Annotated in this window: 9 protein-coding genes; 7 read left to right on the plus strand and 2 right to left on the minus strand. The window is 66.9% G+C overall.

What is annotated here, in order from left to right:
- Window positions 1-99 precede the first annotated feature (99 nt).
- A complete protein-coding gene (macA, locus tag IX761_RS04990) occupies window positions 100-1,254 on the plus strand; it encodes a macrolide transporter subunit MacA (RefSeq protein ID WP_194788521.1) in 1,155 nt (384 codons plus the stop codon).
- Between the two features lie 8 nt (window positions 1,255-1,262).
- Window positions 1,263-3,263 carry a MacB family efflux pump subunit gene (locus tag IX761_RS04995; RefSeq protein WP_194788522.1) on the plus strand — a complete coding sequence of 667 codons (2,001 nt, stop codon included), beginning with the start codon at window positions 1,263-1,265 and terminating at the stop codon, window positions 3,261-3,263.
- 457 nt (window positions 3,264-3,720) lie between these two features.
- Here the strand turns inward: IX761_RS04995 and IX761_RS05000 are convergent, their stop codons facing one another.
- A complete protein-coding gene (locus tag IX761_RS05000) occupies window positions 3,721-4,377 on the minus strand; it encodes a helix-turn-helix transcriptional regulator (RefSeq protein WP_194788523.1) in 657 nt (218 codons plus the stop codon).
- A gap of 237 nt (window positions 4,378-4,614) precedes the next feature.
- On the opposite strand from IX761_RS05000, the gene IX761_RS05005 reads away from it, so the two are divergent.
- The 3 genes from IX761_RS05005 (at window position 4,615) to IX761_RS05015 (ending at window position 8,428) form a co-directional block, all read left to right on the plus strand.
- The gene (locus IX761_RS05005) at window positions 4,615-5,463 is read left to right on the plus strand and encodes a helix-turn-helix transcriptional regulator (RefSeq protein WP_194788524.1); all 849 of its coding nucleotides are present in this window, start codon (window positions 4,615-4,617) and stop codon (window positions 5,461-5,463) included.
- Between the two features lie 68 nt (window positions 5,464-5,531).
- Window positions 5,532-7,022: an aldehyde dehydrogenase gene (locus tag IX761_RS05010; protein WP_194788525.1), complete on the plus strand. Its 1,491-nt coding sequence runs from the start codon at window positions 5,532-5,534 to the stop codon at window positions 7,020-7,022.
- 23 nt (window positions 7,023-7,045) lie between these two features.
- Window positions 7,046-8,428, plus strand: a complete 1,383-nt coding sequence (locus IX761_RS05015) for an aspartate aminotransferase family protein (protein WP_194788526.1) — start codon at window positions 7,046-7,048, stop codon at window positions 8,426-8,428.
- 267 nt (window positions 8,429-8,695) lie between these two features.
- On the opposite strand, the gene IX761_RS05020 is transcribed toward IX761_RS05015, so the two are convergent.
- Window positions 8,696-9,487, minus strand: coding sequence for a helix-turn-helix transcriptional regulator (locus IX761_RS05020; RefSeq protein WP_194788527.1), 792 nt, complete (start codon window positions 9,485-9,487; stop codon window positions 8,696-8,698).
- Window positions 9,488-9,683: 196 nt separating this feature from the next.
- Between IX761_RS05020 and IX761_RS05025 the strand changes: the two genes are divergently transcribed.
- Both IX761_RS05025 and IX761_RS05030 read left to right on the plus strand, forming a co-directional pair.
- Window positions 9,684-11,048, plus strand: coding sequence for an APC family permease (locus IX761_RS05025; RefSeq protein ID WP_194788528.1), 1,365 nt, complete (start codon window positions 9,684-9,686; stop codon window positions 11,046-11,048).
- 17 nt (window positions 11,049-11,065) lie between these two features.
- Window positions 11,066-12,096 (plus strand): P1 family peptidase (locus IX761_RS05030; RefSeq protein WP_194788529.1); only part of this gene is annotated, 1,031 nt, incomplete at its 3' end.

Raw genomic sequence — 12,096 nt, forward strand, 5'->3', positions numbered from 1 at the left:
CCCCGCGATCAGGGCCCGCCAGGTCGATCGCGGGGCAAGCCCGCTCCCACGGTTAATGCACAGCGATCAGGTGATCTTTACAGGACTCAAGAGCATTTCATGGACAAGCGCAAAACACGCAAGATCGGCCTGGGCATCGCCCTGGCCACGGTGGCGGCGGTGGCGTTGTACGCCATCCAGGCCCCGGCCAAGCCGCCGCAGTACATCACCGCCACGGTGGAGCGCGGCGATATCGAGAACGCCGTGCTGGCCACTGGGGTGCTGGAGGGTATCCGCCAGGTGGATGTCGGCGCCCAGGTGTCCGGGCAGTTGCGTTCGCTCAAGGTCAAGCTGGGCGACAAGGTGACCAAGGGCCAGTGGCTGGCCGAGATCGACCCGCTGGTGCTGCGCAACACCTTGCGCCAGGCCGAGGTCGACGAGGAGAAACTGCGCGCCGAGCGGCGCTCCACCGAGGCCAAGCTGCAACAGGCGCGGCGGGTGTACGAGCGTTATCGCGAGCTGCAAAGCGACGAGTCGATCTCGCGCCAGGACTTCGAGAGCGCTGAGTCCGAATACCTGGTGCAGCAGGCCACCCTGCGTTCGCTCGACGCGCAGATCAAGAGCGCCCAGGTGCAGGTCGACACGGCTCGGGTCAACCTCGACTACACCCGCATCAGCGCGCCGATCGACGGCGCCGTGGTGGGCATCGTCACCCAGCAGGGGCAGACGGTGATCGCCCAGCAGCTGGCGCCGGTGATCCTCAAGCTCGCCGACCTCGACACCATGACCGTCAAGGCCCAGGTCTCGGAGGCCGACGTGATCCATATCAGCCCCGGGCAGCAGGTGTACTTCACCATCCTTGGCGAGGACCGCCGCTACTACGCCACCCTGCGCGGCACGGAGCCTGCGCCGCAGAACTACCTGGAGAGCAGCGACAAGACCAGCGGCGCGCCGAAGCAGAACACCGCGGTGTTCTACAACGCGCTGTTCGAGGTGCCCAACCCTGACCATCGCCTGCGCATCGCCATGACCGCCCAGGTGCGCATCGTGCGCGACACCGCCAAGGCGGTGCTGATGGTGCCGGTGGCCGCGCTGGGCCCGCGCAACGCCGACGGCAGCTACCGGGTGCGGGTGCTCGACGCCCGCGGCCAGGCCCAGGCGCGCAACGTGCAGGCGGGCATCAACAACAACGTCAAGGTGGAGATCAAGCAGGGCCTGGGCGAGGGCGACCGGGTGGTGATCGGCGACCCGGTGACCGACGTGGCGGGGGCCTGAGCATGGACATGAGCGTTGCACCGCGCGCGCTGCGCCAGGCCGAACCTCGGGAGGACGAGGTGCTGTTACGCCTGGAGGGCGTCAGCCGTAGCTTCATGGCCGGCGACCGGGAGTTCCTGGCCCTGCGCCATATCGACCTGAGCATCCGCGCCGGTGAACTGGTGGCGATCATCGGCGCCTCGGGCTCGGGCAAGTCGACCCTGATGAACATCCTCGGTTGCCTGGACCACGCCAGCGCCGGCAGCTACCAGGTCAGCGGCCAGGAAACCCGCGACATGGACGACGAGGCCCTGGCCGCGTTGCGCCGCGACCACTTCGGGTTCATCTTCCAGCGCTACCACTTGCTGCCGCACCTGGATGCCTTGCGCAATGTCGAGATCCCCGCGGTATACGCCGGCACGCCCCAGGCCCAGCGCCATGCGCGTGCCCGCGAGCTGCTGGCGCGGCTGGGGCTGGCCGGCCACCTGGGCCATCGCCCCAGCCAGCTGTCGGGGGGCCAGCAGCAGCGGGTGAGCATCTGCCGGGCGCTGATGAACGGCGGCCAGGTGATCCTCGCCGACGAGCCCACCGGGGCCCTGGACACCGCCAGCGGCAAGGAGGTGATGCGCATCCTGCTGGAGCTGCATGCGGCCGGGCACACCGTGATCCTGGTGACCCACGACCCGAAGGTGGCGGCCCACGCCGAGCGCATCATCGAGGTCAGCGACGGCCAGATCGTCAGCGACAAGCGCAACCACCAGGACCTGCCCGGCGCGCCTGAGCCTGTGGCCGAGCCCGCCCAGGCGCCCCCCTCGCGGCGCCTGGTGGCAGGGCTGGGGCTGTTCCGCGAGGCCTTCGCCATGGCCTGGATCGCGCTGGTCTCGCACCGCATGCGCACTTTGCTGACCATGCTCGGGATCATCATCGGCATCACCTCGGTGGTGTCGATCTCGGCCATCGGCGAGGGCGCCAAGGGCTATGTGCTGCGCGATATCCAGGCGATCGGCAGCAACACCATCGACATCTATTCGGGGAGCAACTTCGGCGACAGCCGGGCCAAGGCCATCGAGACCCTGGTGCCGGCCGATGTGACGGCCCTCAACCAGCTGTACTACGTCGACAGCGCCACCCCGGTGATCGGCCGCAGCCTGCTGGTGCGCTACCGCAACATCGATGTCGACGTGCAGCTCAACGGTGTCAACGAGCGCTATTTCAACGTGCGCAACATTGCCTTCGCCGCCGGTATCCCGTTCAGCGCCGACGACGCCCGGCGCCAGGCCCAGGTGGTGGTGATCGACCACAACACGCGTCAGCGCCTGTTCGGCGAGGGCGTCGACCCGTTGGGGCAGGTAATCCTGATCGGCAACCTGCCGTGCACGGTGATTGGCGTGACCCGTGAGAACAAGAACCTGTTCGCCGCCAACAATGGCCTGAACGTCTGGGTGCCCTACGAAACCGCTGCTGGCCGCGTGCTCGGCCAGCGCCACCTGGACAGCATCAGTGTGCGCATTCGCGACGGCGTGCCGAGCAAGCGGGTGGAGGAGGAGGTCAACAAGCTGATGCTGCAGCGCCATGGCACCAAGGATTTCTTCACCAACAACCTCGACAGCATCATGCAGACGGTGCAGAAGACCAGCCGCTCGCTGACCCTGCTGCTGTCGCTGATCGCGGTGATTTCGTTGGTGGTGGGGGGGATCGGGGTGATGAACATCATGCTGGTGTCGGTCACCGAGCGCACCCGCGAGATCGGTATCCGCATGGCGGTGGGGGCGCGGCAGTCGGACATCCGCCAGCAGTTTCTGGTGGAGGCGGTGATGGTCTGCCTGATGGGTGGGGTGATCGGGATCGGTTTGTCCTATGGCATCGGCTACCTGTTCACGCTGTTCGTCCAGCAGTGGCAGATGGTGTTCTCGCTGGCTTCGGTGGCCACCGCGTTTGCCTGTTCGACACTGATCGGCATCCTGTTCGGCTTCGTCCCGGCGCGCAACGCCGCACGGCTGGACCCGATCGAGGCGCTGGCGCGGGACTAGGTGGGTGCACTACCTGCGTTGAGCCATGCCAACAAGGCGGACGGTGGAGATATCTCAGGCATAACTGGCCCGAAACAGATGTGGGAGCTGGCTTGCCAGCGATGCGCCGCGCGGACGGCGCTCGATCTTCAGAACGCTGCAAACCTATCGGCATGCACATGGTGGCTTACATGCCATTCCAAGGCAGGCACATGGGTGCCACCCGCTGGCTCTGAACCATCAGAATCGCGCGGTGGCTTGAGGGCGCCTGTCGAGATATCGGATCAAGGCTACAAGGTGCTAGCCGATGTTCTTGCAGCGCCCTTGAGATCGAGCGCCGCCCGCGCGGCGCATCGCTGGCAAGCCAGCTCCCACATCTGTTTCGGGCCAGTTATGCCTGTGAGGTCTCCACCGTCCGCCTTGTTGGCATGGCTCGGCATTGATGTGAATGTAGGAGCCGGCTTGCCGGCGATGCGTATCAGTGCCCCGGCAGTGGCAGGCCGCAGCCATACATCCAGCGCATCAGCGAATGCCGGCCGCTGATGCCCAGCTTGATCGCCGCGCGGCGCAGGTAGCTCTCGACGGTGTTCACCTTCAGTGCCAGGTGCTCGGCCTGCTGCGGCGCGGTGCGGCCGGCGAGCAGGCCCAGGCACACCTGGCGCTCGCGTTCGGACAGGCTCAGGCCGCTCTGTGCCAGGCGCTCCAGAAAACGCGCCTGCAACGATTGCGGCGCCGCTTGCGGGGGCGCCGCGCAGGGCGGGCTCAGCGCATCGCCGTGGCGTTCCAGCATCGGCAGCAACAGCGGCGAGAGGTCTTGCAGCAGGTTGCGCTCGTGCGACGAGAAGCCGTCGCCACACGCCGCGCGCAATACGGTGATCTGGTAGTGGTAGCCGTTGTTGCGCCGCGCCAGGTGCAGGCACGCCGGGTCGCACAGGGCCACGTTCGGGTCGGACAGCACGGTTTCGCACAGCAGCGGCGCATCGCTGTCGCCGGGGCCGATGCGTGACTGACGGATATGGATGGCGTCGATGGCCAGCTGGGTGCGGATCAGGTCGTGCAACCGGCGCGGAAAATGCGCGCTGCCGGTGCTGGCAATGGCTTTGCCGATCTGCGTAAAAGGCGGCTGGTTGGGCATGGTGTCGTCCGTGAGTCAGTGAATGCAGGGGTCGCCGGTATCCATGGCGACAGGAACGCTCCGAATCCTATTACAACGATCGAGTGACCGTTGAATGAAACGGATGATGGCATGGTAGTGGCTATGCGGCGGATGGGAAAGCGACCGTCAGGCTGCTCACCCCGAAGGGTGATGGTCGCGCGGCCCACCTCATGGAACAATCCGACCCAGCAACCACCCTGGCGGGGACCTACAACAATGAACAACGCCCAGCTGAATTCACCCGACTGGTACGCGCAGATGGCCCGCGTGGTCGACGCCCTTGGCACGCCGGGCCTGGTCGAGGCGCTGTTCGCCGCCCTCAATTGCCTGGCACCGTGCCAGGCGACCACGGTGTTCCTGTACCCGCACAAGGGCCTGCCGTCGGCGTTGTTCGCCAAGGATGACGAGGGCCCGTGGTTGCCCGAGGGCAATGTGCAGAAGTACCTCGAGGGTTATTACCTGCTGTGCCCGTTCTACCGGGCCTGCATGGATGGCGTGACGGCCGGCTGCTACCGCCTGAGCGACGTGGCCCCCGACCACTTCCGGCGCAGCGAGTACTACACCGCGTTCTACCAGCACGCGCACCTGGAAGACGAACTCAACTACATCGTGCCCCTGGACGGGCAACTGACCATCGCCGTGGCCCTGGGCAGCACCCGCCGGCTCGCCGCGCGCGAGGTGGCCGCGCTCAAGTGCATCGCCCCGTGGGTCGAGGCGGTGGTGCGCCGGCACTGGGCGCACCTGGATGCAGGGGCCTTGGGCGGGCGCTTCGAAAGCGCGCTGGGGCGCCAGATCGGCGCGGCGCTGAACAACTTCGGCGCCTCTGTGCTCACCGAGCGTGAATGCCATATCGCCCAGCACCTGCTGCGCGGCCACTCCACGCGCTCGCTGGCCGAGCGCCTGGGGGTGAGCGAAGACACCATCAAGACTCACCGCAAGAACCTCTACGCCAAGCTCGACATCGCCACCCAGGCCGAACTGTTCTCGCTGTTCATCGCCTCGCTGGCCCAGGCCCAGGAAGGCTTGAGCAAGGACCCGCTGGAAAGCTACCTGCGAAGGCGCTGAACCACCGCTTCACCTCATCCAGACAACGACAATCACCGGCCCCGTGTGTGGCCGGAGGGGAGACCTGCGTGCTTACGAAAAGCGATTGGCAGCAGCGCGCTGCGCAGCAACGCTTCATCACCACCGCGTTGATCGACGGCCGCCCGCTGGCGGCCCGTACGGGCGTGACCTTCGATGCCATCAACCCGGCGACCAACCAGGTGCTGGCGCAGGTCGCCGCGTGCGCCGACGTTGAGGTCGACCAGGCCGTGGCCGCTGCGCGGCGGGCCTTCGAACAGGGGCCCTGGGCACGCATGGCGCCGGCCGAGCGCAAGCGCGTGCTGCTGCGCCTGGCCGAGCTGATGCTGGCCCACCGCGAGGAACTGGCCCTGCTCGATTCGCTGAACATGGGCAAGCCGGTGATGGATGCCTACAACATCGACGTACCGGGCGCCGCCCAGGTGTTCGCCTGGTACGGCGAGGCGCTGGACAAGCTCTATGACCAGGTCGCGCCCACCGCCGGTAACGCCGTGGCGATGATCACCCGCGAGGCGCTGGGGGTGGTCGGTGCGGTGGTGCCGTGGAACTTCCCGCTGGACATGGCCGCCTGGAAGGTCGCCCCGGCGCTGGCCGCCGGCAACAGCGTGGTGCTCAAGCCCGCCGAGCAGTCGCCGTTCTCGGCCCTGCGCCTGGCCGAGCTGGCGCTTGAGGCCGGGTTGCCGGAGGGCGTGCTCAACGTGGTGCCGGGCCTGGGCGAGACGGCAGGCCGGGCCCTGGGCCTGCACCCGGACGTGGACTGCCTGGTGTTCACCGGCTCCACCCAGGTGGGCAAGTACTTCATGCAGTATTCGGCGCAGTCCAACCTCAAGCAGGTGTGGCTGGAGTGCGGCGGCAAGAGCCCGAACCTGGTGTTCGACGATTGCCGCGACCTGGACCTGGCGGCGCAGAAGGCCGCGTTCGGCATCTTCTTCAACCAGGGCGAGGTGTGTTCGGCCAACTCGCGGCTGTATGTGCAGCGCTCGATCCATGACGAATTCGTCGAGCGCCTGCTGAGCAAGGCCCGCGACTGGCTGCCGGGCGACCCGCTGGACCCGGCCAGCCGCGCCGGCGCCATCGTCGATGCGGCGCAGACCGCGCGCATCGAGGTGGCCATCGGCCAGGGCCGCGAGCAGGGCGCGCGCCTGGTGTGCGGCGGCGAACGCTTGAGTGTGAACGGCTCGAGCAATTTCATCACCCCGACCATCTTCACCAACGTGCGCCCGGACATGGCCCTGGCCCGCGAAGAAATCTTCGGCCCGGTACTGGCGGTGACCGCCTTCGATGACGAGGAGCAGGCCATCGCCCTGGCCAATGACAGCGTCTACGGCCTGGCCGCGTCGGTGTGGAGCGACGACCTCAACCGTGCCCACCGTGTGGCCAAGCGCTTGAAGGCCGGCACCGTGTCGGTGAACACCGTCGATGCCCTGGACGTGACCGTGCCTTTCGGTGGCGGGCGCCAGTCCGGTTTCGGCCGCGACCTCTCGCTGCATTCGTTCGACAAGTACACCCAGCTCAAGACCACCTGGATCCAGCTGCGCTGACCCACACCTTCGGAGAACACCCCATGAACGCACCCTTCACCCCCGTCCGCGAGACCCGCGACTACCAGGCCAGCGACGCGGCCCACCACATCCACGCCTTCCTCGACCAGAAGGCGCTCAACGCCGAAGGCCCGCGGGTGATCACCCGTGGCGAAGGCCTGTACCTGTGGGACAACGATGGCCGCCGCTACCTGGACGGCATGTCCGGGCTGTGGTGCACCCAGCTCGGCTACGGGCGCCGCGACCTGACCGCCGCCGCCGCCGCGCAGATGGACCAGCTGGCCTACTACAACATGTTCTTCCACACCACCCACCCGGCGGTGATCGAACTGTCCGAGCTGCTGTTCAGCCTGTTGCCGGGCCACTACAGCCACGCCATCTACACCAACTCCGGCTCCGAGGCCAACGAGGTGCTGATCCGCACCGTGCGGCGTTACTGGCAGGTGGTGGGCCAGCCGCAGAAGAAGATCATGATCGGCCGCTGGAATGGCTACCACGGCTCGACCCTGGCGGCCACGGCGTTGGGCGGCATGAAGTTCATGCACGAGATGGGTGGGTTGATCCCGGACGTGGCGCACATCGACGAGCCGTACTGGTTCGCCGAAGGTGGCGATTTGACCCCTGCCGAGTTCGGCCGCCGCTGCGCCTTGCAGCTGGAGGAGAAAATCCTCGAACTGGGTGCCGAGAATGTCGCCGGCTTTATCGCCGAGCCGTTCCAGGGCGCCGGTGGGATGATCTTCCCGCCTGAGAGCTACTGGCCCGAGATCCAGCGCATCTGCCGCCAGTACGACGTGCTGCTGTGCGCCGACGAGGTGATCGGGGGCTTTGGCCGCACCGGCGAATGGTTCGCCCACCAGCACTTCGGCTTCGAGCCCGACACCCTGTCGATCGCCAAGGGCCTGACCAGCGGCTACGTGCCCATGGGCGGGCTGGTGCTGAGCAAGCGCATCGCCGAGGCGCTGGTGGAGCGTGGTGGGGTGTTCGCCCACGGCCTGACCTATTCCGGGCACCCGGTGGCGGCGGCGGTGGCCATTGCCAACCTCAAGGCGCTGCGTGACGAAGGCATCGTGCGCCAGGTCAAGGACGATACCGGGCCGTACCTGCAACGCATCCTGCGCGAAGCGTTCGATGACCACCCGCTGATTGGCCAGGTGCAGGGCACCGGCCTGGTGGCGGCGTTGCAGTTCGCCGAGGACAAGGCCACCCGCAAGCGCTTCGCCAACGAAAACGACCTGGCCTGGCAGTGCCGGACCTTCGGTTTCGAGGAGGGGATCATCATTCGCTCGACCCTGGGGCGGATGATCATGGCGCCAGCGCTGGTGGCCAGCCGTTCGGAGCTGGATGAGCTGGTGGAGAAGACCCGGATTGCCGTAGACCGGACGGCGCGGTTGGTGGGTCGGCTCTGAGCATTAGGGGCGCTTTGCGCCCCAATCGCCGCGGTTCGTCGCTACGACAAGCCCCACATCTTGCGCGGTCTCTGTAGGAGCGGCCTTGTGTCGCGAAAGGGGTGCGTAGCGCCCCCAGGATCTCGACTACACCTCAAGATCAGTGGGGCCGCTTTGCGGCCCTTTCGCGACACAAGGCCGCTCCTACAGAGACCGCGCAAGATGTGTGGGGCCGGCTTATCGTAGCGACGAACCGCGGCGATTGGGCTGCAGCGCAGGCCGGAGGCCTCACGGATCCTGTGGATCGTGCCCCAGCGATTGCAAAAACAGCGAAAACAGCTCCGGCTGCGACGCAATGTCCAGCTTGGCGTACAGGTGCCGGCGATGCACCTTGACCGTCTCCGGCGAGATGGCCAGGCGCTCGGCCATGGCTTTGGACGAATACCCGCGCAAGATCAGCCGGGCAATTTCCAGCTCGCGCTCCGACAACACCTTCGCCCCGAACAGGCTCATGGCATCACGCACCTGGCTGGCCATGGCCGGTGCCGGGCGCTGCTCCTGGCGCTGCCAATGCTGGGCCATCAGGGCCAGCACCCACGGGCAGACCAGGGTCAACAGCCCGTGGGCCTGCGCATCGAACCGCTCGCGGCGGCCCAACGATAACGACAGTGCCCCGGCATCGCCCAGCTGGAGGATGAACTGCACCTCGTCCTCCAGCACATGGTCATGGAAGTACTTGAGGTAGTACTCGCTCTGGCGGAACTGGTCCGGCGCCACTTCCTCCAGGCGGTGCAGGCCATCGCCAATGCCTTCCTGGCAGGCCTGGTGGAAGGGGTCGAGCTGGTACAGGCCGCTCAGGTACAGGGCCATGGCCTCGGTGTTGCCTGCGTCGCTGGCATCGAATATCTCCAGTGCCCGGGGCACCCCGTCGCGGGGGTAGTGCATCGCCAGTGCGTTGTCGAACGCCTGCCACTGCTGCAACAGCAGGATCAGCTGGCGCCAGAAGCGCGGCTGGCCGAGTTGTTCGACGGTGCGTGCCAGGCCTGCGTGGGCGCTGGCCTCCAGAAACAGGTTGTGCATGCGGCGGCTCGTGTGGGAGCGGGTTTACCCGCGAAAACGGCTACGCAGTCTTGGAGCTTTTCCTGCACTCAGTCAAGGGGCGTACCCCCATAGGGTAATTGGCCGCCCACGCCTGGCAGCCTAAAGTCCAGCCCAGGTCCAGCGGCCGCGCGACCGGTTTTCCCCTTACAACCACAACAATCAGAGGAAAAACGCCATGAGCTCCCGCGAAGAGCCCGCGAGCGCACTCAAGCAGCGCCTGGGCGTGTTCGATGTGGTCGCCATCACCGTGTCGGCGGTGACCCCGGCCAGTTCCGTGTTCGTCATCGCCCCGTTCGCCATCCAGCAGGCTGGCAGCGGCGCGTTCCTGTCCTTCATCCTGGCGGCGGTACTGGCGCTGATGTTCGCCTGGTGCTACGCCGAACTGGGCCGCGCCCACAGCAACGCTGGCGGCGAGTACGTGTACGCCAAGCGGGTGTTCGGTGGGCTGGCGGGCTACGCCACCTTCCTCACCGTGCTGGCGTCGTTGCTGTTCATACCCCCGGTACTGGCCGCAGGGGCTGCCACCTACCTCAACAATGCCCTGGGCACGCATTTCGATACCCAGACGGTGGCGTTGCTGGTGGTGGTGGCCAGCTATGGGCTGGGCATCCTCAATATCCGCCTCAATGCCTGGATCACTGGTGTTTTCCTGGTCTGCGAGGTGGCTGCGCTGATGGTGATCGTGGCCCTCGGTTTCGGCAACGCCAGCCAGCCGGCGGCCAGCCTGTTGCAACCGCAGGTACTGGAACAGGGCGTGCTGGGTGCGGCGCCCTGGGCGCTGGTGCTGGGTGCGGTGGGGATGGCACTGTTCGCCTTCAATGGCTATGGCGGCGCGGTGTTGCTGGCCGAGGACATGAAGGACCGCGGCCGTACCGTGCACCGCGCGGTGCTGTGGTCGCTGGCGGTGGTGGTGGCGATCGAGGTGGTGCCGCTGGCGGCGCTGTTGCTTGGTGCGCCGTCACTCGACGCGATGCTGGCCAGCGGCGACCCGATCGGCTACCTGCTGACCGCCCATGGCAACGAGACCCTGGCGCGGCTGGTCAGTGCCGGGATCTTCCTGTCGGTGTTCAATGCCATCGTCGCCATCGTCATCCAGGTCGGGCGGGTGGTGTACAGCAGTGGCCGCGATGCCATCTGGACCCCGAGGCTGAACCGCGCCTTCACCGTGATCCATCCGCGCTGGGAGTCGCCGTGGCTGGCCACGCTGTTCCTCGCCGTGCCTTCGGCGTTGCTCAGCCTTGCCGGCAGCCTGGAGGAACTGACCACGTTCACCGTGCTGCTGTTGCTGCTGATCAACCTGGTGGTGGCGGCCTGCGCCCTGTGCAGCCGGGTGCTGCGCCGCGACCGCGACCACCCGTACCGCATGCCGCTGTGGCCGCTGCCCGCGCTGCTGGCGTTCAGCGGTGCCGGCTGGCTGCTGCTGACCTTGTTGCGCGAGGCCTCGCTGCGGGACGTGCTGATCATCCTCGGGCTGTTGGCGGTGTCGGTCACCCTCTACAGCACCCATGGCCGGTTGAGCCCGGCCTTCCAGAAATTGTGAGCATCCAAGGAGTACACATGCGTGCGCGTCAACTGGGCATTACCCTCGGCCTCGGCACCCCGGGCCCGTTCAATGCCATTACCGATGTACCGGGGGTGCGGGTGGGCCACAGTACCCTGATCGATGAACAACGCCCGGCGCCGATCCGCACCGGGGTGACGGTGATCGAGCCACGGCCGGGCGCGGCACGGCTGGAGCCGTGTTTCGCTGGTTGCCATGTGCTCAACGGCAATGGCGATGCCACGGGGCTTGAGTGGATCCGCGAGGCTGGCCTGCTGACCACGCCGATCGCCATCACCAATACCCACAGTGTCGGCGTGGTGCGTGATGCGCTGATCGCAGCGGAGCGTGAGCAGTTGGCCGATCAAGCGGTGTACTGGTGCATGCCGGTGGTGATGGAGACCTACGACGGGGTGCTCAATGATATCTGGGGGCAGCACGTGACCCCGCTGCAGGTGCGCCAGGCGTTGGACGCCGCTGTCTCTGGCGCGGTGATGGAGGGCGCGGTGGGCGGCGGCACGGGCATGATCTGCCATGAGTTCAAGGGGGGTATTGGCACGGCTTCGCGGCGGCTGCCGGCAGAGCAGGGGGGGTGGACCGTCGGGGCGTTGGTACAGGCCAACCATGGCCAGCGCCAGGAGCTGCGGGTCGATGGATACCCTGTGGGGCGCAAGCTTGGGCACTTGCCGTCGCCGTTCGCCGAACGGGAAAGGGGTACGCCTGGCATGGGGTCGATCGTGGTGGTGATCGCCACCGATGCGCCGTTGTTGCCGCACCAGTGTCAGCGCCTGGCACAGCGGGCATCCATCGGGATTGCCCGCACCGGCGGGGGGACCGAGGATTCCAGTGGCGATATCTTCCTGGCGTTCTCCACGGGTAACCAGGCGTTGCCGCCGGCCGATTACGGGCGCAAGGATTTGGCCCAGTGCGCGGACGTGCGGATGCTCAACAACGACCATATCTCGGGGGTGTTCATGGCGGCGGCGGAGGCGGTGGAGGAGGCCATCGTCAACGCGCTGCTGGCGGGTAGGGTGATGGTCGGCAAGGG

The organism is Pseudomonas sp. UFMG81 (assembly GCF_015354575.1).
Classification (GTDB): Bacteria; Pseudomonadota; Gammaproteobacteria; order Pseudomonadales; family Pseudomonadaceae; genus Aquipseudomonas.

Bases quoted from the DNA above. Each gene is read 5' to 3' on its own strand.
- IX761_RS05005 (WP_194788524.1), top strand. From the start codon at position 4,615: ATGAACAACGCCCAGCTGAATTCACCCGACTGGTACGCGCAGATGGCC.
- macA (WP_194788521.1), top strand. From the start codon at position 100: ATGGACAAGCGCAAAACACGCAAGATCGGCCTGGGCATCGCCCTGGCC.
- IX761_RS05015 (WP_194788526.1), top strand. From the start codon at position 7,046: ATGAACGCACCCTTCACCCCCGTCCGCGAGACCCGCGACTACCAGGCC.
- IX761_RS04995 (WP_194788522.1), top strand. From the start codon at position 1,263: ATGAGCGTTGCACCGCGCGCGCTGCGCCAGGCCGAACCTCGGGAGGAC.
- IX761_RS05000 (WP_194788523.1), bottom strand. From the start codon at position 4,377: ATGCCCAACCAGCCGCCTTTTACGCAGATCGGCAAAGCCATTGCCAGC.
- IX761_RS05020 (WP_194788527.1), bottom strand. From the start codon at position 9,487: ATGCACAACCTGTTTCTGGAGGCCAGCGCCCACGCAGGCCTGGCACGC.
- IX761_RS05025 (WP_194788528.1), top strand. From the start codon at position 9,684: ATGAGCTCCCGCGAAGAGCCCGCGAGCGCACTCAAGCAGCGCCTGGGC.